This is a genomic window from Pseudomaricurvus alkylphenolicus, assembly GCF_011683955.1.
GTDB classification, from domain to species: Bacteria; Pseudomonadota; Gammaproteobacteria; order Pseudomonadales; family Cellvibrionaceae; genus Pseudomaricurvus; species Pseudomaricurvus alkylphenolicus.
In genome coordinates this window covers 122,308-147,638 of the sequence record NZ_JAAQPI010000008.1, presented here as the reverse complement: position 1 = coordinate 147,638, position 25,331 = coordinate 122,308, and the positions used below count along the sequence as shown (strand labels likewise).

The window sequence follows — 25,331 nt, the reverse complement described above, 5'->3', positions numbered from 1 at the left end:
CCATGTTCGAATATCTACTCAATAACCCCTTCCTGGGCGCACTGGTGGCACTGGTGTCACTGGCACTGTTGTTCGGTGCGGTACTGGGATACGCCGCCGTGCAATTCAAGGTAGAAGGCGATCCCATCGTCGACCAGATCGACACGCTGTTGCCACAAACCCAGTGCGGGCAATGCAGCTACCCGGGCTGCCGTCCTTATGCGGAAGCCATCGCCAATGGTGATGCCATCAATAAATGCCCCCCGGGCGGTCAGTCAACGATCAATGCCATCGCCGACCTGCTGGACGTAGAAGCCCCAACTCTCGACGAAGAGCACGGTGAAGAGTCCGACGTTAAAAAAGTCGCCTACATTCGCGAGGACGAATGCATCGGCTGCACCAAGTGCATCCAGGCCTGCCCCATGGACGCGATCCTGGGAGCCGCCAAGCAGATGCACACGGTTATTGGCGACGAGTGCACTGGCTGTGACCTGTGTGTGGAGCCATGCCCCGTGGATTGTATTGATATGATTCCAATCGAGACCACACTCGGCACCTGGAAGTGGGACAAACCGGCAACCAGTCACGAGAATATTCTGAACCTGATTGCCAGCGACCGCCAACCTGTCGCGGCGACTCAACAGGAAACCTCACCCAAAGAAAAAGCACAGACTGAGGACGAGGCCGCGTGACAAGAATTTGGTCGATCCCCGGTGGTGTTCACCCGGAAGAAAACAAAAGCCAGTCTCTTCAATTGCCCCTGGGTGAAATCCCTCTGCCCAGAGAACTGGTGTACCCCCTGAGCCAGCACATTGGCGCACCTGCAAACGCGGTGGTCACTGTGGGCGACAAGGTTTTGGGCGGACAAAAAATCGCTGAAGCCAAAGGCATGATCAGTGCGCCAATCCACGCCTCCACATCGGGCACGGTGGTTGCGATTGAAGATCGCGTACTGCCACACCCCTCCGGCATGAGCGGCCCCTGCATTGTGATCGAGGCCGATGGAGAAGATCACCATGTGGATTACGTGGGTGATGAAAACTACCTGCAACTTGATCGCGAAACACTGATCGAACGCATTCGCGACGCTGGCATTACCGGTATGGGGGGCGCGGGTTTCCCAACAGCGGTTAAGCTCAACCCCCGCGCCGACCAACCCATCGACACCTTGATCATTAACGGCACTGAGTGCGAGCCCTACATCACCGCCGACGACATTCTGATGCAGACCCGCGCCGATGAAATCATTAAGGGCACGGAGTTGTTGGCGCATTTATTGGGCAATCCTGATCGTGTGGTGATTGGCATCGAGGACAATAAACCCGCCGCTATTGAAGCGGTTGGCGTAGCGGCCAAAGACAGCCGGGTTGAAGTGGTCAGCTTCCCGACCAAATATCCGTCCGGTGGTGAAAAACAGCTGATCCAGATTTTGACCGGTAAAGAAGTACCTTCCGGCGCGCTGCCCGCCAGCATCGGTATCGTGTTACAGAACGTGGGCACTACCGTAGCGGCCTATGAAGCCGTACGTTACGGCAAACCGCTGATTGAGCGCATCACTACCGTGGTGGGTGAAGCCCTGGATACCCAGCGCAATATTAAAGTACGCCTAGGTACTCCCATCCAGCATGTACTGGAACACCACGGCTGCCACCAGAACAAGGTTGCCCGGCTGATTATGGGCGGCCCCATGATGGGATTCGCGCTGCAGGAATCCCTTGTACCTGTGGTCAAAGCCACTAACTGCGTTCTCGTACCCAGCAAGCAAGAGCTGCCACCGGCACCGCCGGCCCAGGCCTGTATTCGCTGCGGCATGTGTGCTGAAGCCTGCCCAGCCAGCTTGCTGCCCCAGCAGATGTACTGGTACACCCTGGCGGAGGACTACGACAAGCTCGAAGCCCATAACATCAGTGACTGTATTGAGTGCGGCGCCTGCTCATTTGTGTGCCCTTCGAATATTCCGCTGGTGCAGTACTATCGTTCCGCCAAGGGCACCATGCGGCAGATGGCGATCGACAAAGAAAAGTCGGATCGTTCACGTCAGCGCTTTGAATTCCGACAGGAACGTATCGCCAAAGCCGAGGCCGAGAAAGAGGCCAAGCGCCTGGCTCGTAAAAAAGCGGCCGAAGAAGCGAAGAAGAAGCAAGAAGCCGCCAAGGCCAGTGGTGAAACCGCCCCGGCCGGTAACACAAAAGCAGATATTGTGGCTGCTGCTATGGCTCGCGCCCAAGCCAAGCCGGTTTCACCTGAAGAACAGAAGGCCAAACTGGAACGCGCTGTGATCAGTGCCCAGGGACGCCTGGATAAGTTGCAAACGCGGTTGGAAGAGGCCGAGGGCGAGATGAAAGACAAGCTCGCCGCTCAAATCAAACAGGCGGAGGTCAAACTGACCGAAGCGCAGAAAAAACTGGATGACTTTAAGCCAGACGCTGCTTCAAACAACTCTGCTCCGACTGCTGACGATCCTGTTGCCGCTGCCATCGCACGCGCCCAGGCCAAAATGACTATGGCACCCGATGAAAAGCTGCGCGCTAACATTGAGTCATTAAACAAACGCTTGCAAAAAGCCGAAGAAAAGCTCTCCGCTGCACAAGCGCAGGGAGCCGACACCGTTACCGCACTGCAGGCCGGCGTCGACAAATTGAAAGAAAAAATTGCCACTGCCGAAAGAGAACTGGCCGAGCTTGGACCCGTCGCTTCTGCTACTGCAGCACCTGCAGAACAGGATGCCGCCAGCGCCGCCATCGAACGTGCCAAAGCCAAAGCGGCCGCCCAGGCCAACATGTCACCCGAGCAGAAGTTGCGTGATCAACTCGGTGCAATGGGCGCACGCATCAGCAAAGCCCAGGACAAACTCCAGCAGGCACAAGCGGACGGTGCCGATACCGTCGACGCCTTGCAGATGGGGCTCGACAAGTTGCAGGCCAAACAAGAGAAGATGCGCGAAGAGCTGCGGGTCCTGAATCCTTCCGCTCCGGAATTGAACGACGCCGATAACGCGACAGGCAGCACACCCACATCTGAAGAAGCCCCGCAGATTCAGGACGCGGCTACAGCAGCAATTGAAAAAGCCAAGGCCAAAGCCGCGGCCCAGGCCAGCATGTCGCCGGAGGAAAAGCTGCGCGATCAGATTGAGTCATTGGAAAAACGCTTGCAGAAAGCGCAGCAACGACTCGCCAAGGCCGAAGCGGAAGACGATGACAACATCGACGCCTTCCGGGCCGGAGTCGAAAAAACCCAGGCCAAGCTGGAACAGACGCGCGCGCAATTGGAGAACAGCTAATGGCGTTTATGAAAATGTCATCCCCCCACGCTCACCGCGCGGGAGACACCGGCGACGTGATGAAACAGGTGATCCTCGCCTGTACCCCCGGCCTGATTGCCCTGAGTTATTTTTTCGGCCCCGGCAGCATCTTCAATGTAGTCATTGCCAGCGGCTTTGCCGTCGCCTTCGAGGCGGCAATACTGAAACTGCGTAATCGGCCCATCGGTTTTTATCTGAATGACTACAGCGCAGTGGTTACCGGGGTATTACTGGGTTTGGCACTGCCGCCCTATTGCCCCTGGTGGATTATTGCCATTGGTGTGGGTTCCGCCATTGTACTGGCCAAACACTTATACGGCGGCATGGGCTACAACCCGTTTAACCCTGCCATGGTCGGCTATGTGGTGCTGCTGATTTCCTTCCCGCTAGAAATGACTCAATGGGCCTCACCACGCCCGGTACTGGAACAAGGTCAGTCTCTGGTTGGCCCCTTAAGCGCCCTCGGTCAAATCTGGCTGGGTATTCCAATAGATGGATACAGCGGCGCGACACCATTGGATCTGTTTAAACAAAACGATTCGCAATTGGTGGAGCATTTTTACACCGCCGAACCGCTGTTTGCCAATGCCCGTTGGGCAGGTGCCGGTTGGGAGTGGGTCAACATCGGCTTCCTGCTCGGTGGCGGCTACCTGCTCTATAAACGCATTTTCACCTGGCACACCCCGGTCAGTATGCTCGCTGCGATTTTTATCATGTCCGTTGTTTTTTACGATGGTGGCAGCTCTCACAGCGGTGGCAGCCCGTATTTGCACCTGTTGTCCGGTGCCACCATGCTGGGAGCGTTTTTTATTGCCACCGATCCCGTATCTTCCGCGGTAAGTACGAAAGGTCGACTGATATACGGTGCCGGCATCGGTGTACTGGTATACCTGATCCGCGTCTGGGGCAACTACCCCGATGCCGTGGCATTCGCTGTCCTGTTAATGAATTTTGCCGCCCCCTTTATCGACCATTACACCCTGCCGCGCACTTATGGCCACAGCAGCGCCCGCCGCGCCACGGAAAAATCGGAATAGTACGATATGAATATGCTGGGTACTTCAATCAGCACCAATAGCCTGTTACTGGGTCTATTTGCCCTGGTTACCGCCGCTGTGCTCGCCGGCACCCAGGCAGGCACTGCGGACCGCATCGCCCAGGCTGAGAGGGAGGCGGCACAAAAAGCGCTGCTGGAAATCGTGCCGCTGGAGCGACACAACAATGACTTATTGGTGGACACCCTGGCTGTGGCCCCGCAACATTGGGAGCAACTGGGGCTGAAAAACGGCGGCAAAATTCACTTGGCCCGGGATCACGGCAAAGCCGTTGCTGCCATCATCCCCGCCGTTGCTCCCGATGGTTACAGCGGTGACATCAAGTTAATTGTCGGCGTTAATGCGGACGGCAGCCTGGCCGGTGTTCGCGTTTTGACACACAGCGAAACCCCAGGCCTCGGCGACAAGGTGGAGCTGAAAAAGAGCGATTGGATTCTGGGTTTTAACGGCAAGTCTCTGAGCAACCCGATACCTGATGGCTGGAGTGTCAAAAAAGACGGCGGCGAGTTTGACCAGTTTACCGGTGCCACCATCACACCCCGCGCGGTCGTCGGCCAGGTGAAACGCACCCTGCAATACTTCGCCGAAACCCGCCCCCTGGGCCAGACACAAGAGGAAGCGGCACCATGAGCACCGATTACCGCGAAATCAGTCACAACGGCCTGTGGAAGAATAATCCCGCGCTGGTGCAGCTCTTGGGCCTCTGTCCTCTACTGGCGGTCAGCGGTAGCGTGGTTAATGCCCTGGGTCTTGCCCTGGCCACTACGCTGGTACTGGTAGGCTCCAATGTTGCCGTATCCCTGATCAGAAAGACGGTCAGTGATGCCGTGCGCCTGCCCGCGTTCGTGATGATTATCGCATCGTTTACCACTTGCACCGAACTGTTGATGAAAGCCTTTACCTACGAACTGTATCAGGTGCTGGGCATTTTTATTCCGCTGATCGTCACCAACTGCGCAATTCTCGGCCGCGCCGACGCCTTTGCCAGCAAGAACCGGGTAGGTGCATCAGCATTCGATGGCCTGATGATGGGGCTGGGCTTCGGCCTGGTACTGATTACTGTTGGAGCAATCAGGGAAATTCTGGGCAACGGCACTCTTTTCGCCGATATGCACCTGTTGCTTGGGCCAATGGCGGAGAACTGGACGCTGACCCTGTTCTCGGATTACAGCGGCCTGCTGGTTGCGGTGTTACCTCCCGGCGCATTTATCGTGACCGGATTCCTGATCGCTATCAAGAATGCCATTGATGCAGAAGTGGAAAAGCGTGAGAAAGCCAAACGCACCGAGCCAGTGACCAAAGGGAGCAAGCGGGTTCGTACAACCGGTACCATCACCTGACCCGCAATACGGAGGACGGATTTATTTGCCGTGCAGATAATCGGTTTTAGCCGCCATCACAAAGTCGTTGCGGTGCAGGCCTCCGATAGCATGGGTCCACCAGGTGACGGTGGTTTTGCCCCACTCCACCAGCAACGCCGGGTGATGATTGGCCCCCTCCGCCAACTCACCCACCGCATTGGCAAAATCCAGAGCCTGGTTAAAATCCCGGAATGGGTAGATCTTCTCCAACTGTGGCACGCCCTTGCGTGAAATAACTGCCCATCCGGGCAACTGCTCCAGCAGCTCCAGCTGCTCATCACTCTCGACCGCAGGTGCATTTGCATCGCAGGCAGTACAACTCTCTCCGGCCAAGGCAGTCATGGGCGTCCCTCCGAGTGGGTTTATTATCAGTGTAGGTAGCCTACTGCGCTCGCGCCAGTATGCCGTTGGGCAGACGCTTTAGCAGCATGGCGATCAGGGCCCAGGGCCACCCGGGCACATAGGCGTGAGCCACCTTCTGCTCTATTCGATCCACCATTTTGCGCGCTCCGGTTTGAGCATCTATCAGGAAAGGGCGATTGTCGGAGCCCTGGTTGATGGGTGTATCGATGTAGCCTGGAGACAGAATCGTCACGTCAATGGACTCGCGGGCGGTTTCCGCCTGTAGCGCCTGCAGATAGGTATTCACTGCGGATTTAGTGGCACCGTAAACGGCGCCACTAGGCAAACCACGACAGCCTGCCACAGAGCTGATACCGACAATATGCCCTCGATTCTGTTTTCGCATCAGCTTGACGGCCGCCTCGACGGTCGCCATCAGACCAACAATATTGGTATCGAGCATGGTTTTGATATCTTCAAAGCGGCCACTGCCTACGCGCATGGTGGTGCCAACACCGGCGTTGGCCACGACAATATCCAACCCCTTCATTTCCCTGGCTGCCCACTCAATAACGTCGGCGACAGCCACCGCATCGGTCACATCCAGCGCTTTGGCAAGCACTTTGGATTTGCCCCTGAGTTCATCGGCCAGCTGATCCAGCAACGCCTCACGACGGGCCGTTAAAACCAGATCGTAGCCTCGCGCGGCGAACTCACGAGCCATGGCCATCCCCAGCCCTGAAGAGGCGCCAGTGATGAATACCGTTTTTGCCATGGTTACCTCCCTTTGTCATTGGCGTTATGATTGCCTTCACATTTTTCAGACCAAAAAAAACCGGGGTTAACCCCGGTTTTTTTTGGTCTCAGTGTTACTGAACTTCGATGGTTCCTTCCTCGATCTTCGCCTGCCAGATCTGAGGGCCAGTCTGATGCACGGATTCACCGTTCACATCCACGGCGACGGTGACCGGCATATCTTCGATCTCGAACTCGTAGATTGCTTCCATACCCAAGTCGGCGAAACCAACCACTTTGGAGGCTTTGATCGCTTTGGATACCAGGTAGGCAGATCCGCCTACGGCCATCAGATAAACCGCTTTGTTGTCCTTGATCGCATCGATCGCGGTCGGCCCCCGCTCAGCCTTACCGACCATTCCGATCAGACCGGTTTTTTCCAGCATGGTGCGGGTAAATTTATCCATACGGGTGGCGGTGGTCGGACCGGCAGGCCCCACCACTTCCTCACCAACGGGATCTACCGGACCCACGTAGTAAATCATGCGGTTGGTAAAGTCCACTGGCAACTCTTCACCTTTGGCGATCATGTCCACCATACGTTTATGGGCCGCATCGCGACCGGTAAGCAATTTACCGGACAACAGAACGGTCTCACCCGGCTGCCATTCGGCAACATCTTCTTTGGTGATTTCATCCAGGTTCACGCGACGGGCATCGCCCACTTCCCAGGTAATCTCAGGCCAGTCTTCCAGCTTGGGTGGTGTCTGCAGAGACGGACCGGAACCGTCCAGCGTGAAATGGCAGTGACGGGTCGCAGCACAGTTGGGAATAATAGCGACGGGCTTATTGGCTGCGTGGGTCGGGCAGTCCTTCACCTTCACATCCAGGACGGTGGTCAATCCACCCAAACCCTGGGCGCCAATACCCAACTTGTTGACTTTTTCCATCAGCTCGAGGCGCAACTCTTCAGCACGGGTTTCGGCACCTCGCTCCTGAAGGTCGTGGATATCAATCGGATCCAGCAAAGCCTCTTTGGCCATCTGCATGGCCTTATCGGCAGTACCACCAATGCCGATACCCAACATGCCCGGCGGACACCAGCCTGCACCCATAGTGGGCACCATTTTAAGAACCCAATCCACAACGGAATCGGAAGGGTTCAGCATCGCGAATTTGGTTTTTGCCTCGGAGCCGCCACCTTTAGCCGCAACATGCACCTCGACGCTGTTGCCCGGGACAATTTTGTAAGTGATCATCGCCGGCGTGTTATCGCCGGTATTCTTGCGGGCACCATCGGGGTCGGCCAACACTGATGCGCGCAGCTTGTTGTCGGGGTGATTGTAGGCGCGGCGAACACCTTCGTTAACCATGTCCTCGAGGCTCATGTCACCTTCCCACTGGACATTCATGCCCACTTTCAGGAACACACTGACGATACCGGTGTCCTGGCAAATGGGACGATGGCCTTCGGCACACATGCGAGAGTTAATCAGGATCTGGGCCATGGCGTCTTTGGCAGCCGGATTGGCTTCCTTTTCGTAGGCTTCGTTCACCGCATCGATAAAATCTTTGGGGTGATAGTAAGAAATAAACTGCAGGGCGTCGGTGACGCTCTCGATCAGATCGTTCTGACGAATTAACGTAGTCATGGTGCTACTTCTCTCGCTCTGGCTCACACAGGTTTCGCAGGGGTTTGTAAACGCCTGCCTTCACGGGTCGGGTGCGGATTTTACACCAGTGGCGTCCATTTGTCCGGCCGCTGCTCGACCAAAGTCTTAGGTCACCGTCACGGCATTCAGGTCTTTTCAGGCGTGAACCTGAGCCGCTGCGCAGTTTTTGCACGAAAAGTTGAATAAAAAGTCGTTTAGCTCTTGCATTCGGATGAAATGGCCCTAGACTGATAAAGCAATAACGTTGTTCACCGGGGCAATTTGTACGGAATGCAGTTCCCGATCAGAGACAATTCAAACCACGAGCTGAGGCTATCACACCAGCCCACGCGGTCCCTGACTCTCTCGAAAATTCCCTCCCGCTTCCAAGGCAGGCATTCACCAGCCCCCACATCACCAAATATCGCTGCGTTAATAAAGCAGATTTTTTCTTGCTCACCCATTATTGGGGTGCGCACTTTTTGTGACCATTGCGGAGATCATTATGGCTACACTGATCGAGCCCTGCCCTTTTTGTGACAGCGGCAACCTGCATATCCACCATCACCTGCTCTCCCATTCCGTGAGTTGCCAGAGCTGCAAATCGACGGGGCCTCATCGGCGCGAACTGGAGGACGCTCTGTTGGAATGGAATCATACCTCACGCCTGTTGCGACGCGCGCGTGTGAATGAGGAAAGCCATCCGGTTCACGGGCGGCTGCATGAGCTGGAAGACGCCGTCAGGAACCTGGCCAGTGCGCTAAGGTATGACGGCATCACTGCCAACGGCGAAATGGAGCTGGAACACTCCTAATCGATCTCTGACAGGTTTAGCATCGGGCGCTGAATCCTGCGGTTTATTGCGCCGGGTTCAGCTGACGTTTGAGTTCGAGAATATCCCGATTGATATTAACGCGATACGCGTCGATGGCTTCGATCGCCTCTTCATTGGTCTTGACGCGTCTCGCCAGATCATTGCGCAGCTGTTTTAACTGGCTGTCGATCTGGTTACTGCGATCGACCAGTTCACGAACACGCTTTTGCTGCCCTTCACTCATCTCTGAGACCCGTGTAATCTGCTCACCATACGACTGAACATCATCCCCTAATGCGTTTAGCGTTTCTTTTTGAGACTGAGCCAGAGCGTTGGCATTGGCCGCTGCCGTAGTAGCGGCCTTTGCGGATTTTTCCAGCTTGGCCAATTTGCTCTTATTGTCAGCGATGCCTTTACGGTTAACGTTACGGGTATCCCAGAGTTTGCGAATTTCGGCATGTGCCAGTTTCAATTCAGCAGCGGTTTCTTTGAGTCGTGCCTGCAGCGCGGTTACCGATTGTGCGGATTCATCGTCAGATAGCGTCAGACGACTTTCCAACTGGGCGATACGACCTTCAGCCGCCCCCAGTTGCAACTGGGCTTTTTGAAGTTGCCAATAAATAAAACCCGCCAGACCCAATCCGGTGAGAGCCAGCATCAACGCAAAGGGAAGCAACGGTGACGGACGAGCCACCGTGGTGGTCACAGGGCGGGCTGCTGGAGCCGCAGGCTTGGATGCAGCCCCGGCGGCACGCGCCGCTGCTTTGCGATCCTCCTCCCGGTCCAGGGGAATGGCGGACAGGGTGGGTTCCTTGCGATCAGTACTCATGAGCTCCTCGTTGCAAATGGGGGGTATGACCTGGAGGAGTGGTTATATCAAACCCCTGGCAATTTGACATCCCGAAAAACAAAAAAGCCGGATAAATCCGGCTTTTTTAGTAGTTTTAACAAAATCAGGGGTTTAGGCGAGAATCTCGCTTACAGAAACACCAGCAGTGCCACCAGCACAGCGGTCAGCCCCATGCTGCAGTGGATAACGCCTTTGACCGTGGTCATGGGGCCCTGCTTGCCCATGATGGCGTTGACTTGGAGCGCGGCAACAATCAATAGCGCGATTATCCAGCCCATGGAACCGTCCACTTTGGCACCGTAGCCGCCACCACTGACAAAGTGTGGGCCGGCCAGCATAAAGAAGGCCATAGGACCGGAGAACATGGTATTGGTGCGGGAAGCCAGCAGCGCTTTACCGGCAGCCGTGGGGCCGTCGCCACCCTCGACCAATCCCAGTGCAATCTTCTGATTGGGCCAAATGATCAGCCAGACGTTCAGGAACATCAGAGTCCCCATAGTGGCACCCAAAATAATGTAAGTATTCATCAGGCCCTGTTTCATCAGACCGACCAACAGGATTACACCGGTAATAAAGGTGAACATGGCTCCCCAACGGAACCACCACAGTGCCTCTGGAGCCAATTTGGCTTTGGCGTCTTTGAGGGCTTCAGGGCTGGCCTGCTTGAAATAGCCCCCCTGAATAAAGTTGAAGTAGTAAAGGAGGCCCATCCAGGTCATACCAAACAGCAGGTGTCCCCAACGCGCCAGGAAGTTAATAAACTGCATCGTTTCCATTGAGCAATCCTCGTTGTTAAGAAGGCTATCAATCAAGTTATGGTTATGTCAGTTGAACTATATCCTACTCCGAAAGGCTCTTCTATGAATCTCTCATAATTTGACCCCAATCGGCCGGTCAAAAAATGCGCAAATCAATCTATATTTACACAATTTTCGAGATTGCCGAGCAAGATTTTAATCTCAATTTCTAATAAGCACAGATTCAGTTATTCCAATTTTATTGACCCTAGAGGGATAGACGGTAAACTACGCGCGCCAGTTTTTAACCTGGGCCAATGTAGCCTGTTGTAACGAGAGAAGTATCATGCCAAAGATCAATACCTACACCGATATCAGCGAAGTCGAACAGGAAGCCCGCAAGGACTTTATCGACCGTCACTCCCCTTTTATTCACTGTGAGCCATCCGCGAAGGCCGGCCAGACTTTCGAAGTCACCGTTCAGGTTGGTGCCGATTACGAGCACCCGGACGATATGGATCACTATATTTCTTCTGTTTCCCTGTTCAACCGCGAAACCAAAGTCGCCGAAGCAACTTTCTTCGCCGGCTCCCAGGGCGGTCAGGACAAGAAAGGTAACACCCGTGTGACCTTTGGTGTAGTTCTGGAGAAGAACGCCAAGCTGGTTGCTCAGTCCTACTGCACCAAGCACGGTATCTGGCAGAGCATCCCTGTCGACGTTGCTGTAGCCTAAGCGCAGAGCACAAAAAAACCGCCCGGTGCCTGCACCGAGCGGTTTTTTATTGTCTGCTCATTTATGGCCTGGCTGCTTGTTAACTTCCCCTCCTAGGCCGGTATCGTCATCCGCACCAATAATCCCTGGCCGGTATTACGCAGTTCGATATCCCCACCGTGACGAATCAGAATCTGCCGGGCAATCGAGAGCCCCAGTCCCATCCCCCCGGTGTCGCGATTTCTTGACTCCTCCAGTCTGACAAAGGGCTCAAACACGTCCTGCAACCTGTCCTCCGGAATACCTGGCCCACGATCCTCAACCTCAATCACGATATCTTTATCATGGCGCTGCATTCGCACATAAGCTTCCCGCCCGTAGTGAACCGCATTTTCAATCACGTTGCGCAGGGCCCGCTTGAGGCTTACCGGTCTCACCTCAGCCACCTGTTCCTGGACATCCGCCAGAGAAACCGCCATTCCCAAATCAGAAAGATCGTCACACAGGCTGGACAGCAGCGCCGCCAAATTGACTTTACAAGCTTCTTCGCCGTCATCCGCGTGACGCACGAAAGCGAGGGTGGCTTCCGACATTTGCTGCATTTCGTCCAGGCTGGCCAGCAATTTATCCCGCTGCTCTCCCGGCTCCATCATTTCCAGGCGCAGGCGCATGCTGGTGATGGGCGTGCGCAGATCATGAGACAGGGCCGCCAACATCCGAGTGCGGTCGCTGACAAATCGCTGAACCCGTTCGTTCATTTCATTAAAGGCGGCGATCGTCTGGCGTAAGTCCGATGGTCCGGTTTCTTCCACAGATTCCACACTCTGTCCTCTACCCATGGCATCCGAGGCCGACCTCAGGGCCCGCAATGGACGGGTGATTTTACGCAACTGCCAGAACACCACCATCAATACCAAGACACTGGCTATGGCGACGGAAATCAGGGGCTGGCGGGCGGCCAGACCTATAATCTGAGGCGCGGCGTAGTGGCAATAGAACCAGCGCCCGTCGTCGAGATGCACCGCCAGCAGCAGTCGTTTAAGTTTGAATCCCCGCTCCTTCCACCAGCGCGGGTCCCGGTGAGGATGACGCGGGCGATGAAATCGATGCTCTTCCTCATCATGCTTATCATGGGACTCGCTGTAGGATTCCTTACGCCGAGGTTGCAGCTCCACGGCCACCTGTATCCGACCCTGGTACTGAGCTCCCAAAACACGCACCATCACCTGCTCCAGTCGCTGCTCGGCGGCAGAATCGGGGGCGGTGCTGTCGAGGGGGGGCTCTTGCATAAACCCGAACTGGCGCCCAGGATGACGCCAGACTTTCAGCAGCCGGCGATGCAGCTCAGGAGGTGTCTGCTCCAGCAGATGCACCATGGAGGCAAACTGGCGAATGGCGAAACGCTCGTTCGTCGCCGCCAGCACATTGCGGTGTGCACTGGCCAGAATCCAGACACTGATACCTTGTGCCAACACCAATGCCAGCAGCACCAGCACCACCATTTGCGCCAACATGGTCTGAGGCCAGAAACGCTTCAGCCACCCCGCCTTGTCCCCAGGCACTCTACTGCACCTTTGCAGCGAACATATAGCCTCCGCCCCACACTGTTTTGATCAACACGGGATTATGAGGATCGCTCTCCAGCTTTTTACGCAGGCGGCTGACCTGGTTATCAATGCTGCGATCAAAGGGCTCGGCCTCCCGCCCTTTGGTCAATCCCAACAATTGATCACGACTGAGCACCCGTTGAGGATGCTGAAGGAACACCTGCAACAGGGTGAACTCAGCGTTACTGAGGGGTACCAGGACGCCATCAGCTCGGATGAGCTGACGCTGATGCACATCCAGACTCCAACCGGGGAAACTGACCCTATCATCGCTCGCTGCAGTGCGTTCGGCTGGCTGTTCGATGGCCCGGCGCAAAACCGCCTTGATTCGGGCCAGCAACACGCGTGGGACAAAAGGTTTGGTAACGTAATCGTCGGCCCCCATTTCCAGACCAACCACGCAGTCGGCATCCTCGCTCATGGCCGTCAGCATAATGACCGGAGGGCCGTCATTGGCTTTGATGTGGCGACAGAGACTGAGCCCGTCTTCGCCGGGCATCATCAGGTCCAGTACTATCAGGTCGAAGGCCTGCTCTGCGAGCATCTTTCGAAGCTGCTCGCCATTTTCCGCCAGACTCACCCGGTAGTCGTGCTGGCTCAGATATTCGCCCAGCAGGTCCCGAATTTCACGGTGGTCATCCACCACCAGAATGTGTTTCTGCAAACTGCCCTCCGAGCTTCCTGACCTCAAAACCTCCCGGAATTATACAAATTCGTCGGGGTCCGTCCTGTATCAAAGTGTATCCGATACATCTTGATACACATTGTCAAACCGCCGGGATATTTACGCGACCTGTTCGTGGTCCAATGAAATCCTGTTGAACGCAGGCCGGTCAACATTCCAAATCTACGGAAATAGAAGGAATTCAACGATGAAACCACTTATTGCATCCTCCAAGATAGCTCTGGCTCTCGCCGCACTGTTGAGTGTCAGCGCAGCCCCCTTAAGCTTCGCCGAAGAAAGCGCTGAAGGCGGTGATTGCGAACGCCGTCACCACCGCGGAGGCATGATGAAACATCACCGCGGCTGGATGGGAGGCAACCCTCGGGAGATGATGGAGCGGCAATTGAGTGCCGATCAGATCCGGACTCTGGTCGAGGCGCGTCTGATTATGAAGGGCAACGAAAATCTGCAGGTAGGGGATATCAGCTCCACCCAGGACGGCTACCGGGTGACCATCGTGACCCAGGACAACTCATTGGTCAAAGAGATGGATCTGGCCCAAAACGGCCTGCCTGTGAAAATGTATGAACGCATGCAGCGACGTATGGAGCGTCATGAGGCTCGCGACGAATAGCCGCGAACCCCTTTAACCCCTTTGCTTTAACTCAGGCGAGCTCGGACGCTCGCCAGCTTGACGCACACACAGAAGACTTTCATGGCGCGATCCACATCGGCAACACTGGGCACTGTGGGCGCCAGGCGGATATTGCAATCCGCGGGATCATTGCCGTAGGGGTAGGTGGCGCCGGCCGGGGTCAGCTTGACTCCGGCTTCCGCCGCCATCCGGATCACCGCATTGGCACAACCCGGCTGAGTATCAAAGGAGATAAAGTACCCACCCTGGGGTTTCTCCCAGCGACCGAGGTCGGTATTGGCAAAAGCCTGCTCAAGATTTTCGAGCACGCAGGCGAACCGTGGTGCAACTATTGCCGCATGTTTCGCCATATGAGCGCTGAGGCTTTCCATATTCGGCAGCAGTTTCATATGACGCAGCTGGTTGACCTTGTCAGGGCCAATGGTGGTAATCCCCAACACCTGCTTGAATGCCGCCAGGTTTGTTTCACTGCCCGCCATAAACGCGATACCCGCACCCGCATGGGTAATTTTGGACGTTGAGGCAAACTGCAGCACAGAGTCTTCAGTGCCCTGCCGAACACAGGCAGCCATAATGCTCGCCAACTGTGGCGCAGGTTGCTTGAGATCGTGTACCGCGTAGGCGTTGTCCCAGAAGACACGAAACGCCGGATTGGCTATTTTGCCCAATCCCGCCATACGCTCGACCGTTTCATCGCTGTACACAACGCCGGTCGGGTTGGAGTATTTGGGCACACACCACATGCCGATGATCTGCTCATCGGCCTTGATCATGGCTTCAACCTTATCCATGTCTGGGCCGGTTGCCGTCATGGGTACCGTAATCATCTCAATACCCAATTGCTCACAGACGGAAAAGTGACGATCATATCCGGGGACCGGGCACAGGAATTTGGGAGCCTTAAGGTTTTTCCAGGCGCTCTCGGCGCCTTGGTAGCCAAATTGGTATCCCACCAGGACCGCCTGAAACATCATGGTCAGGCTGCTGTTGCCCCCGGCCAGGACCCTGGCTGCATCGACACCGAGTATATCGGCACCCAGTTGGCGAGCCTCCTGGATTCCCTCAAGGCCGCCATAGTTGCGTACGTCCGTGCCGTCGGCACTGATATAGCTCCCATTGAGGAGGCCATCGAGCGCATCCGACAGACTCAGCTGCTCAGACGAGGGTTTACCGCGGGTCAAGTCCAGGTTAAGAGCCTGAGCTTTAAGGGCTTGATATTCGGAGGCCAGGTCGGCTTCCCATTGGCGTAGCTGTTCCGGAGTAGCTTGATCCAGGTGCACTGTTCGAATCCTCGGGGGCTGGGCTGCGTCACTGATGACGCACAGAGACAAAAATCGGCGCGGATTATACTCATAAACCTCATCGATGAGAATGTGACATCGCACCCTGATGCCTGCCATACGGGACCGCGAGTGAGTCTCTGACACACGTGTCCAGGAGGGAACCAGCCGGAAAATCTGTAAATAAAGAAGGGAAAGTGTTGTGTAGAGTGAGGGAGATCTGTCAGTTAACGGCGTAAAACAGGTTTTCCTGCTCTTGCACGGTAGGAGTGGCCAGTGTTTCTTCAACGATCTGCTTGGTCATAATGCCGCATTTGCCACATTGGCTCATCACACCCAGCTGCTTGCGCACCTCGCGCAGCGAAGAGGCCCCGCCAAAAACGGCGTCTTTGATCTGGTTGTCGGTAATACCTTTACACAAACAAACGTACATGGCAGCAAATGGGCTCAATAGTGTCAGTCAATGGTGCTCATACTATTGAAAACGAGAATTATTGTCAATAATAACTGAGAGTGTTTCGCATTTCGTTTTGACTTACATCAAGGTTTTGGTCAGGCGTGCACAATCCCACCAATATGAATGTCGGCGCATCAGGTTCGAACGGGCATCGAGGCGCAATCAAAGCGATATAAAAAATTAATAGGACAGGCAAAATCAGCTGTGTATTATAGCCGTCTGCTATTGGCTATCCCCGACCTCATAGACTGTGCCTGATCTTATGGACGGCGCCCGGTCTAATGGGCCGCTTAACAGCAATGGGGATTTCTGCAGACCGGCAGCGTTCGCTCTGGCTGCTATCATTATTGGTCAGTTTCATTTGCAAATGCGTCGGCATGTCGTCGGCGCCAACCTGTGCTTTTCAAGGAGAATATTCATGGGCGTATTAGTAGGTAAGGCTGCTCCGGACTTCACTGCTCCGGCGGTTCTGGGTTCCGGCGAAATCGTTGACACTTTCACCCTGTCTGAAGCCATCAAAGGCAAAAAAGCGGTTGTTTTCTTCTATCCTCTGGACTTCACATTTGTTTGTCCTTCCGAGCTGCTGGCATTTGACCACCGCATCGAAGAGTTCACCAAGCGCGGTGTTGAAGTGATCGGTGTTTCCATCGACTCTCACTTCTCCCACAACGCCTGGCGTAACACCCCCGTAAACGAAGGGGGCATTGGCCCCGTCAAGTACACCCTGGTGGCTGACATGACTCACGCCATTTGCCAGGCTTATGATGTCGAGTCTGAAGGCGGCGTTGCCTTCCGTGGCTCCTTCCTGATCGACGAGGACGGCCTGGTTCGCCACCAGGTGGTTAACGACCTGCCTCTCGGCCGCAACGTTGACGAAATGCTGCGTATGGTTGACGCCCTGGCGTTCCACCAGGAGCACGGTGAAGTCTGTCCAGCGGGCTGGAAAGAAGGTGACAAGGGCATGACCGCCTCTCCTGACGGTGTTGCCGCTTACCTGAGCGAGAATGCTGACAACCTGTAAGGTTTAGGCGACTTGCTCAGGCAGATAGCCGCCCCCTAATGGGGTACACGAAAAAGGCCGCAGATTGCGGCCTTTTTTATTGGCAGGGAGCTCGATGTAGCGAGAGACCTCAATTGATGTCTTTCAAACGCTCGACAATGACGCTTTGAATTCCACGCGCCTCTAACGTCGACATCAGCGTCAATCGCTTGAGGTGGATGCAGTGCAGATGCAGACACGGCGTTTTCGCCTCCAACTCTCTCAAATCTCCCTTTTTCAAGACCGGCAGCAGCGGCTGATCAGTCGGCCTTTTTTGGTTGATCACTCTGAGTCCGGTTTGCAGGGGCACCGCACGATAGCGGGTTTTGCCTCCCTTGAAGGGGATCAACAGGTATAGCCCCTCTTTACCAACCATATCTCCGGGAATGATATTTAATCCGGTGGCCGTCACCGCTTCTGCAGGCAGGTTGTGAAATATATCGTGATGAGCGTAGGGATTAGGCAGGATCACCAGTCGGCGGTCCTCCTCTTTGGGAAAGAAAATGTTGTAATTGGTATAGAGCTGCTCTACAGAATCTGAATACACGCATAGCCGATTCTCAAACCCCATAACAAAATCGATAGCGCGCTGGCGCTGATGAAAATTATCGAGATCCCAGATTAAGTCCTTGTTATCGCTGGCCGCCTCCAATGGTCACTCCCCTTCGTTAATTCGCAATTACCGGGCCGATTCCGTGCCCGGATTCGCTAAAAAGCCTGTAATGGATGTACCCGCTAAGCCTATGAGCATTATGTGCATACCAAGCTGTCAAGGGTTCATACTTTGCCAGTGTAACCTCGAAAGAAGAAGGGACTTAATACAAATTTTTTCTAGATATGCGCGATTCTATGCACTCGCAGTGGGACACAGTTCAAAAAACAGGGAAATAGACGACATGACCGAGCCTGTTCAGACTCGATCTATTTTGAATTGCCTGTCTCTAAAACAGGTCTACGCTGCCACTTTCATCAGTCTCTTCAACCGGTGGCGCGCCGATTTCATCGATGTGTGAAAGGCTCACCAGTGCTCTGTCCATGGTTTCTGACAGACGTTGAAAGCATTCATCCACGTGTAAACCCTGGTTAAAGATCTTATTGGTTTCGGAGACTGCATTGGCCGCTACATCTTCGAAGAAATATTCCTGCTCCTCACTCAGCGCCAAAGTGGGAATACGCCGCTGTATGCTTTCCGCCATTTCCTCCACGGTATCTACGATATGCCGCATCACCCCCTGGTAAGAATCATCTATCTGCGCCATCACCAGTTTTACGTCCTGTGACAACTTCTCAAGCGCCTGCTTTTCTTCCAACAACTTGGCGTGCTCATCCAGCGCTTTGATGCGGGCGTCGATTCCCTGAATCAACGCAAAGGTGTTATCTTTGATCGCTCCATAGCGGGCGTCATTGGGTGACGGCATATTGCGGATCAGCAGCGAAGCCTGGCCATAATTCACAATGGTTCGGCGGCCAAAATCTATGTAACGACCGGCATCCCTCATTTGGCTCAAGAGCTCAGATTCGAGATCCTTGGCCATACCGTTGGCCTCCATATTTTTGGTCTGGTAGAGGCTGCGCATCTGCAGACTGCAGGACAGGCGATAATGCTCAACTGTGGTGAAGAACATCTGGCCCAGCTGGTCCAGATTGTCACAGCGGTTCACACCCAGCAAGAACTGGATATTGGAGCCCAGATCGCTGTTGTCGCTCATCACGCTATAGGCGGTGGCATTGGCCTCTTGCAAGCGGTCTTTGAGCTGCTCACTGGCAATCTGATGGTAAATGGTGCGATTGAGCCGGGCGCAGACCTCCTCCATGGATATCTCAGGGCCGATATAATCGGCCACCCCCAATTCGAAGGCTTGCAGAGAATCCCGCAGTTCGCGGGAAGAGGACAGCACCACAACCGGCGGAAAGTTTTCCTGTTCCCTGGAAAAGTCGTTGAGCTGTTGCAGGCAGCTGAAATCCGGTGGGATGCGGGAGGTAAGGTCGCACAACAGCAACTTATACTCCAGCTCGCCCGCCAGGACCAGCGCATCGGCGAGGCTGGCGACGCAGGTGACTTCAAAGCGTTTGGTGATTAAATCCAGAGCCGGTGTCTGGTCGCACAGGCTCAGCAGCAGGATTTTAGGTGCGTTCAAACCCTTCCCCTCCCTAGGTTAACTCTCAGGTAACAGCAGCCAGGCCACCGACGCCCCCTCGGGTTTGTAACATTCGGGGAGCATAGATTAACCATTAGTACATAAGGGTTATATTTGCAACTTAGAGGCGACGAACGGTGGCGGGCGGAAGAGTTCCTTTGTATGCTGCAAAGTGAGACTGCATCTAAAGAGACAATAATATTATGCCTGTCACCGCCACCCCCGCCGATCTGTCCGAGGACGGCAAAGCCATCGCCAGAGCCGTTATCGATCAGAGAAAGAGTGGAAATCTGGAGGTCCCTCTACTACCTGAAGTTGCCAGCAAAGTGATTGCCCTAAGCCAGGACACTGAGTCCGACGCGGTGGATCTGGCACAGCTGATCCAGAGCGACCCCTCGTTGGCAGCCCACGTCATGCGCATCGCCAACTCGGCGGCCTATAGCCCCAATGCCACTCTGGTATCTCTGCAGCAGGCGATTACGCGCCTCGGCATGAACCTGATTGGCGACATTGCCGTGGCGGCCTCCATCAACACCAAAATGTTCAAAGCACCCGGCTACGAACAACGCATAGCCGACACCTGGAAGCACGCACTCGCCACCGGGCTCTGGGCGAAAGAAATCGCCCGCCAGTGCCGGATTAATGTGGAAGCTACCTTCTTGTGTGGCCTGCTGCATTCCATTGGCCGCCCGGTGACCTTGCAGGCCAGTTGTGACGAGGCAGAAAAACAACAGCTTCAACTGACACAAGACGATGCGATTACCCTCGAAGAATTGCTGAATCTCAGTGTTGGCCTTTGCGTTCTCAAGGCCTGGGAAATGCCACTGATCATTTGTGAGGCCCTCAAGTATTTTCACGACTACCAGAATGCGCCCCACGCGGTGGAACAGACACAGGTGGTTCACGCAGCAGCCTGCTTTGCTCACCATATGCTCGACCCCGAGACAACACCGAAAGATTCACTGCTGGCGCTGGAAGTTCTGGCCGACCTGAATCTCTATCAGGATGAAGTGCAGGATCTGTTGGACAAAAGGGACGATGTCTATAGCACGATGGAGACCATGTCAGAATCATGAACAGCCAATTTGATGTGGTGGTAATCGGTAGCGGCCCGGCGGGACAGAAAGCGGCCGTGCAATCGGCCAAGGCTGGGCAGCGTGTCGCCCTGATCGAACGCGACAAGCTCCTGGGCGGCGCCTGTGTGCACCGTGGCACCATTCCCTCCAAAACCCTGCGCGAGAACGCCTTGAGAGTGCGCAATATGCGCCATAACGCCGCCCTGGCCAACTTCCAGCTGGCGGAAGAGACGGAGCTGGCCACGCTGATTGATCGTCTGGATCTGGTACTGAAAGCCCACGACACCTACATGCAACAACAAATGCAGCGCAATGGCATCGATTTGATTCACGGTCGCGCGCGCTTTGTTGATCGCACCCATTTACAGGTGGATCAGGTCCGGGGAGAGCCGTTGCAGATCGAATGTCAGCACGTGATTATTGCCACCGGCTCGTTCCCCCGTACGCCGGACAATATTCCCATCGATCACGAGCATATTCTCGACAGCGATTCGATCCTGTCCATGCTCTACCTGCCCAAGAGCCTGACGGTTCTGGGAGGCGGTGTCATTGCCAGCGAATACGCCTCCATCTTCCAGGCACTGGGGGTCAAGGTCACCATGATTGACAAGTACCCTCGCCCATTGGGATTTCTGGACAGCGATCTTACCGATACCTTTACCCATGCCTTTGAGGAAATGGGCGGCACCTGGATGGGCAGCACCCAGGTCAACAAGGTGTATTGGGATGGACTGTCTCAAGTGGTGACCGAGTGCGAAGACGGCAGTGTGGTCAAGAGCGAAAAAATGCTCTGCGCGGCCGGACGCATCGCCAACATTAAAAGCCTGGCGATAGAAAACGCCGGACTGAGTCTGAATGACCACGGCCTGATCAGTGTCGATGCCGAACTTCGCACCGAAGTCGACAATATCTATGCCGCCGGCGATGTTATCGGCCCCCCGTCACTGGCCTCAGCCTCCATGGAGCAGGGACGTCGCGCCAGCTGTAATGCACTGGGGCTCAACATCGGTGAGATGAGCCAGATGATCCCCTCTGGTATCTACGGTATTCCCGAACTCTCAGCGGTCGGCCTGACGGAAGAACAGGCGCGCCAGGAATATGGTAGCGTGCTGGTCGGCAAAGCGGACTTTCGCGAGATTGCCCGGGGCCATATCTCCGGCGTCGAAGAAGGAATGCTGAAGATAATTTGCGATGGCGAAGGTCGTCGCATTCTGGGTGTCATGATCGCCGGGGAAGGTGCCACGGAACTGATTCACATTGGCCAGATGGGCATGCTGTCCAACGCGGATGTCGACATCTTTGTGGAAAGCGTCTTTAACTTTCCCACTCTTGCAGAAGCCTATCGAGTAGCGGCACTGGCGATTATTGGCCAGCGCTCCGAAAACCCCAACGCCTATTAGACAGGAATCTTGGCACCGGGATTGGCACGATAGATACGAACATCGCGAAATTCAGCGGATTCATCCAGGTCGGGCATTGTACAACCTTCACGCCGGTCAATTTGCTGGTAAGGCGGGAAATCAAAATTCTTGACCCGGGAATCCGCAATCAGCACATCGTCGGCGCGCTCCACAAAACGCCTCAGCCAGGGCAGATTCTCGCGATCATAGAGAACGTCAGCCACGATGATGATGTCCACATGTCCCTGGATGTTGTCAAAATCATCACTGATCGTCAGTTCTACCTGGTTGAGCGCTGCGTTCTCTCGCGTCGCCAGCTGCGCCACCGGATCGATGTCACAGGCCACCACCTCGGCGGCACCTGCGCGGGCAGCGGCAATCGCTACCACGCCCGAGCCACAGCCAAAATCCACCACACGCTTTGCTCGCACCAGTTCGGGATGATCGAGAATATAGCGGGAGAGGACCAGACCCGACGCCCAGCAGAACGCCCAGTAGTAGGGTTGCTCCATGAGTTTCAGCGCGGCCTCCTGAGGCAACTTGCCCTGGGGGTAATCCTCATTCATCAGGTACAGCTGAATATCCGTGCCGTTACCCAGATCGAGGGTTTCGATACGTGCGGTGGGCAGAATCTCCAGAACGATGTCGGTCAGGCGGGTATTGATCAAAATCTGCTGCTATCCGTAAAGCTCATAACGTGTCGGCATTATAGCGTCTCAGGGTCGCTTTGGGCGGCGGGTTCTCCAACCTGTTCAGTGCTGATATCCCGGCCGGATCCAAGCATAACACCGAGCCAGCGGGTTTCATTTGAGCTCTCCAGCGCAATTTTGACTGTCATCGTCAGAGGCACCGACAATAACATACCCACAGGCCCCAACACCCAGCCCCAGAACACCAGGGACAAGAACACCACCAGAGTCGACAGGTCCAATCCGCGCCCCATCATTCTGGGTTCAATCACATTGCCGACCATCACATTAATAACCACGTATCCGGCAGCCGTCAGTGCCGCATCAGGCACCCCCAATTGAATCAAGGCCAATAACACCGCGGGAATAGCCGCCAGAATAGAACCCAGATTGGGCACGAAGTTGAGCAGAAAAGCCAACATCCCCCACAGAACAGGATAGTCCACGCCCAGTATCCACAACCACGTCATGGCAAGAAAGCCAGTCAGCAGACTCAAGCCCGACTTAATGGCCATATATTGATTGACGCTGCGGGTAAAGCGCCCCATAGCGGTAACCGTGCGGGCTGCGTTCGGGTGCGCAGACATCATTTTGTCGCCAAAGCGAACCTCTTCGGCAAGAATAAAAATCACCGTTAACAGAATCATAAAGGCGTTGCCCATGACATTGCCGAACGAGGCCAGGGTGTTGCCCGCCAATGCCAGTGCCACACCGGGATCAAAGCTCTGGCGCCACTGCTCTTCGTTTAACTCGATGCCCAAACCGTGCAAGAATTGTTGCAGCTGCTGGGTTATCACCTCCAGTCGCTTTTGATATTCCGGCAGATCGCCACGAAAGTCGTTGATGGATGACCCCGCCACCATACCGATCACCAGACCTATGCCGACAATCGACAGCATAATGATTGTCAGCGACAGCGCCGAGGGAACGCCTTTTTGCTTCAACCACAACAGGGGGGGCGAGCAGATCACCGCAATAAACAGGGACAACAGAAATGGCACCAGCAGGGATTCGGCCGTACGCATACCCGCCACAATTACGACAAAGGCGGCCGTTAATATCAGAAAACGGGCGATCGGTGATTGCTGAATAGTCATAACACGTCCTTTTGTGGAACGACAGTCGAATTCCCGAGCCATAATTCCAAAGCAAACGGCAGGAGTAAAGTGATTTACGTCTCCTTCAAGAATTACTCTGGCGAGTTCTGATTTGCTGTAACAGCTCAGTCAACTGCTCCAGGCCCTCCGCGGACAACAAGCGTCCGCCGTGACTGTCACCGATAAAGTGTTTTTCATCGAGTTCCACACAGCGAATGCGAATGGATTCCAGAAAGTCGTCATGACGAATGGGAATGTCGCAGAACACGCGCCAATCATTTTCCGTCGCCTGTCCCAACAGCATCCATTCCAGCAGTCTCGCGACCTGGGCTTCGTCCAGGCGGTAATGGGGCGTACGCACCCAGATCAATACACCCACCACCACCAGACAGAGCAAGGTGCTAAACAGGATGGATAGCAACAGAATCAAGGAAACACCATCAATTTGATAGCCAACAACACAATCATCACCACCAATACGGGCTGGATCAAAGCCGCACCGCGGTGGATCACCATTTGGGAACCAAACCTTGCACCGACAAACTGCGCCACCGCCATGGCAATTGCCAGAGGCCAGATAATGTAGCCGCCGAGCATAAAAATCACCATCGAGGTAGTGTTGGTGATCAACACCAATGGCTTGGTGTGCGCCGTAGCCTTCCTGAGATTAAACCCCCGCAGGGACGAAAAGGCTACGGCGTAGAACGACCCCATGGCCGGCCCCAGAAAACCCCCATAGAACCCGATTCCACCGCCAATCACAGGGTCAAAGTGACGCTCACTCCAGCGGGGCTCACTATCGATATCAGACATTCTTGGTGAAAACGCCACGTACAGTGCCAGCGCAATCAGCAGTGGAGGCAGCAAACGTCGCAACCATTCGGGATCCATTTGTTGCACCGCCAGAGTTCCGAAGCAGGCCCCGATAAAGGCATAACACAGTGAAGCCTTCATGTTTCCAAGATCGATATGCCCTTTGCGCAGGAAGTTAAGTGCCGACGACAAGGTTCCGAAAACACTCTGAAATTTATTGGTGGCAAGCGCATGAAGTGGAGGTATTCCGGCACCCAGCAACACCGGCAGAATAATCAGCCCACCAGAGCCGGCGATGGCACTGATAAAGCCTGCAACGAACGCCGCCAGGGTGAGAACGAGAAACAACCAGGGAGAAATATCCAACAGCGGCAAAGCAACTCCTTAATCAACCGGCCCCACGGACATCTGTTCCGCATTATTCCAGACTCGGCGCGCCTGGCCCCAGAGGCTGGCCATAGCTGAATTCCACCTGATTACCCGCCGGGTCCATAACGCCACAATAGTAACCCACAGGAAAGGCTTCTTCACGGGGAGGCCACAACAGGCAGCCCTCACGCTCGGCCTTTTGTGCCAGAAGATCTACCTGCTCGCGGCTTTCCACCGCAAAGCCGAAGTGCCGGTAATCCCGTTCCGGCAGCTCAAGCCGATGCCCCTTATCCATCATCACAAACACAAAGCTCTGTTCTTGCCCGGGTTCAGACATCCACACTATCGTCTGCGAGCCGCTTTCACGGCGATGACACACACGCATTTGGCAGAAATCCCGGTAAAAGTCGATGCAGGCTTCAACATCTTCGACGTGCAGAGCAAGGTGAGTCAGGCGTGGAATCATGGCGGACCTCCCATACAAAAGCAGAATCTCTACTGCAAGTATA

The 25,331-nt window shown here is 55.0% G+C and carries 27 protein-coding genes; 11 read left to right on the top strand and 16 right to left on the bottom strand.

The features are described from left to right. Positions 1-2: 2 nt before the first annotated feature. The 5 genes from rsxB to HBA55_RS20090 are packed head-to-tail and all read left to right on the top strand — an operon-like array spanning position 3 to position 5,675. Complete coding sequence (rsxB, locus tag HBA55_RS20110; RefSeq protein ID WP_166995117.1) at positions 3-671, top strand: electron transport complex subunit RsxB; 669 nt, start codon at positions 3-5, stop codon at positions 669-671. Continuing rightward, positions 668-3,259 (top strand): electron transport complex subunit RsxC, encoded by a 2,592-nt coding sequence (rsxC, locus tag HBA55_RS20105; protein ID WP_166995115.1) that lies wholly within the window; start codon positions 668-670, stop codon positions 3,257-3,259. The genes rsxB and rsxC overlap by 4 nt, the downstream gene beginning before the upstream one ends. Further along, positions 3,259-4,317, top strand: coding sequence for an electron transport complex subunit RsxD (rsxD, locus tag HBA55_RS20100; protein WP_166995113.1), 1,059 nt, complete (start codon positions 3,259-3,261; stop codon positions 4,315-4,317). Before rsxC ends, rsxD begins: the two co-directional genes overlap by 1 nt. A 12-nt stretch (positions 4,318-4,329) precedes the next feature. Beyond that, entirely contained in the window at positions 4,330-4,965 is a 636-nt protein-coding gene (rsxG, locus tag HBA55_RS20095; protein ID WP_166995555.1) for an electron transport complex subunit RsxG, read from the top strand. Further along, positions 4,962-5,675 (top strand): electron transport complex subunit E, encoded by a 714-nt coding sequence (locus HBA55_RS20090; protein ID WP_166995111.1) that lies wholly within the window; start codon positions 4,962-4,964, stop codon positions 5,673-5,675. Before rsxG ends, HBA55_RS20090 begins: the two co-directional genes overlap by 4 nt. Before the next feature lie 21 nt (positions 5,676-5,696). On the opposite strand, the gene HBA55_RS20085 is transcribed toward HBA55_RS20090, so the two are convergent. The 3 genes from HBA55_RS20085 to HBA55_RS20075 form a co-directional block, all read right to left on the bottom strand. Then, complete coding sequence (locus tag HBA55_RS20085) at positions 5,697-6,038, bottom strand: 4a-hydroxytetrahydrobiopterin dehydratase (protein WP_166995109.1); 342 nt, start codon at positions 6,036-6,038, stop codon at positions 5,697-5,699. Positions 6,039-6,078: 40 nt separating this feature from the next. Continuing rightward, positions 6,079-6,813, bottom strand: coding sequence for an SDR family oxidoreductase (locus tag HBA55_RS20080; RefSeq protein WP_166995107.1), 735 nt, complete (start codon positions 6,811-6,813; stop codon positions 6,079-6,081). Between the two features lie 94 nt (positions 6,814-6,907). Further along, positions 6,908-8,425 carry a fumarate hydratase gene (locus HBA55_RS20075; RefSeq protein WP_166995106.1) on the bottom strand — a complete coding sequence of 506 codons (1,518 nt, stop codon included), beginning with the start codon at positions 8,423-8,425 and terminating at the stop codon, positions 6,908-6,910. 505 nt (positions 8,426-8,930) lie between these two features. Between HBA55_RS20075 and HBA55_RS20070 the strand changes: the two genes are divergently transcribed. Continuing rightward, a complete protein-coding gene (locus HBA55_RS20070) occupies positions 8,931-9,239 on the top strand; it encodes a Lar family restriction alleviation protein (RefSeq protein ID WP_166995104.1) in 309 nt (102 codons plus the stop codon). A gap of 43 nt (positions 9,240-9,282) precedes the next feature. Here HBA55_RS20070 and HBA55_RS20065 read toward each other — a convergent pair whose 3' ends face one another. Beyond that, a complete protein-coding gene (locus HBA55_RS20065) occupies positions 9,283-10,068 on the bottom strand; it encodes a coiled-coil domain-containing protein (RefSeq protein ID WP_166995102.1) in 786 nt (261 codons plus the stop codon). A 149-nt stretch (positions 10,069-10,217) separates the two neighbouring features. Beyond that, complete coding sequence (locus HBA55_RS20060) at positions 10,218-10,865, bottom strand: urate hydroxylase PuuD (protein WP_338109430.1); 648 nt, start codon at positions 10,863-10,865, stop codon at positions 10,218-10,220. 307 nt (positions 10,866-11,172) lie between these two features. Here HBA55_RS20060 and HBA55_RS20055 point away from each other — a divergent pair, with 307 nt between their 5' ends. Then, positions 11,173-11,559, top strand: a complete 387-nt coding sequence (locus tag HBA55_RS20055) for a desulfoferrodoxin family protein (RefSeq protein ID WP_166995100.1) — start codon at positions 11,173-11,175, stop codon at positions 11,557-11,559. A gap of 92 nt (positions 11,560-11,651) precedes the next feature. On the opposite strand, the gene HBA55_RS38050 is transcribed toward HBA55_RS20055, so the two are convergent. Then, entirely contained in the window at positions 11,652-13,100 is a 1,449-nt protein-coding gene (locus tag HBA55_RS38050) for an ATP-binding protein (RefSeq protein ID WP_166995099.1), read from the bottom strand. Between the two features lies 1 nt (position 13,101). Beyond that, positions 13,102-13,809 (bottom strand): response regulator, encoded by a 708-nt coding sequence (locus tag HBA55_RS20045; RefSeq protein WP_166995097.1) that lies wholly within the window; start codon positions 13,807-13,809, stop codon positions 13,102-13,104. Between the two features lie 208 nt (positions 13,810-14,017). Here HBA55_RS20045 and HBA55_RS20040 point away from each other — a divergent pair, with 208 nt between their 5' ends. After that, positions 14,018-14,443, top strand: coding sequence for a hypothetical protein (locus HBA55_RS20040; protein WP_166995095.1), 426 nt, complete (start codon positions 14,018-14,020; stop codon positions 14,441-14,443). Between the two features lie 26 nt (positions 14,444-14,469). Here HBA55_RS20040 and HBA55_RS20035 read toward each other — a convergent pair whose 3' ends face one another. Together HBA55_RS20035 and HBA55_RS20030 are read right to left on the bottom strand one after the other, a co-directional pair. Then, entirely contained in the window at positions 14,470-15,744 is a 1,275-nt protein-coding gene (locus tag HBA55_RS20035; protein ID WP_166995093.1) for an aspartate aminotransferase type Ic, read from the bottom strand. A 223-nt stretch (positions 15,745-15,967) separates the two neighbouring features. After that, positions 15,968-16,177, bottom strand: a complete 210-nt coding sequence (locus HBA55_RS20030) for a bacterioferritin-associated ferredoxin (protein WP_166995551.1) — start codon at positions 16,175-16,177, stop codon at positions 15,968-15,970. Between the two features lie 442 nt (positions 16,178-16,619). Between HBA55_RS20030 and HBA55_RS20025 the strand changes: the two genes are divergently transcribed. Further along, the gene (locus HBA55_RS20025) at positions 16,620-17,222 is read left to right on the top strand and encodes a peroxiredoxin (RefSeq protein WP_166995091.1); all 603 of its coding nucleotides are present in this window, start codon (positions 16,620-16,622) and stop codon (positions 17,220-17,222) included. Positions 17,223-17,331: 109 nt separating this feature from the next. Here the strand turns inward: HBA55_RS20025 and HBA55_RS20020 are convergent, their stop codons facing one another. Beyond that, positions 17,332-17,892 carry a hypothetical protein gene (locus tag HBA55_RS20020; RefSeq protein ID WP_166995089.1) on the bottom strand — a complete coding sequence of 187 codons (561 nt, stop codon included), beginning with the start codon at positions 17,890-17,892 and terminating at the stop codon, positions 17,332-17,334. A 289-nt stretch (positions 17,893-18,181) separates the two neighbouring features. Next, the gene (locus tag HBA55_RS20015) at positions 18,182-19,378 is read right to left on the bottom strand and encodes a response regulator (RefSeq protein ID WP_166995087.1); all 1,197 of its coding nucleotides are present in this window, start codon (positions 19,376-19,378) and stop codon (positions 18,182-18,184) included. 203 nt (positions 19,379-19,581) lie between these two features. Between HBA55_RS20015 and HBA55_RS20010 the strand changes: the two genes are divergently transcribed. Together HBA55_RS20010 and sthA are read left to right on the top strand one after the other, a co-directional pair. Next, complete coding sequence (locus HBA55_RS20010) at positions 19,582-20,454, top strand: HDOD domain-containing protein (protein ID WP_166995085.1); 873 nt, start codon at positions 19,582-19,584, stop codon at positions 20,452-20,454. After that, positions 20,451-21,854: a Si-specific NAD(P)(+) transhydrogenase gene (gene sthA / locus HBA55_RS20005; RefSeq protein ID WP_166995083.1), complete on the top strand. Its 1,404-nt coding sequence runs from the start codon at positions 20,451-20,453 to the stop codon at positions 21,852-21,854. The genes HBA55_RS20010 and sthA overlap by 4 nt, the downstream gene beginning before the upstream one ends. Here sthA and HBA55_RS20000 read toward each other — a convergent pair. From HBA55_RS20000 to HBA55_RS19980, 5 genes are all read right to left on the bottom strand, one after another. After that, positions 21,851-22,522: a class I SAM-dependent methyltransferase gene (locus HBA55_RS20000; protein WP_240946184.1), complete on the bottom strand. Its 672-nt coding sequence runs from the start codon at positions 22,520-22,522 to the stop codon at positions 21,851-21,853. The genes sthA and HBA55_RS20000 overlap by 4 nt on opposite strands. A gap of 38 nt (positions 22,523-22,560) precedes the next feature. After that, positions 22,561-23,640 (bottom strand): AI-2E family transporter, encoded by a 1,080-nt coding sequence (locus HBA55_RS19995; protein WP_166995082.1) that lies wholly within the window; start codon positions 23,638-23,640, stop codon positions 22,561-22,563. 85 nt (positions 23,641-23,725) lie between these two features. Next, positions 23,726-24,070, bottom strand: a complete 345-nt coding sequence (locus HBA55_RS19990; protein WP_166995081.1) for a hypothetical protein — start codon at positions 24,068-24,070, stop codon at positions 23,726-23,728. After that, positions 24,067-24,828 carry a TSUP family transporter gene (locus HBA55_RS19985; protein ID WP_240946183.1) on the bottom strand — a complete coding sequence of 254 codons (762 nt, stop codon included), beginning with the start codon at positions 24,826-24,828 and terminating at the stop codon, positions 24,067-24,069. Before HBA55_RS19985 ends, HBA55_RS19990 begins: the two co-directional genes overlap by 4 nt. Before the next feature lie 43 nt (positions 24,829-24,871). Next, on the bottom strand, positions 24,872-25,288 hold the full coding sequence (locus HBA55_RS19980) for a VOC family protein (RefSeq protein WP_166995080.1): 417 nt from the start codon (positions 25,286-25,288) through the stop codon (positions 24,872-24,874). Between the last annotated feature and the right edge of the window lie 43 nt (positions 25,289-25,331).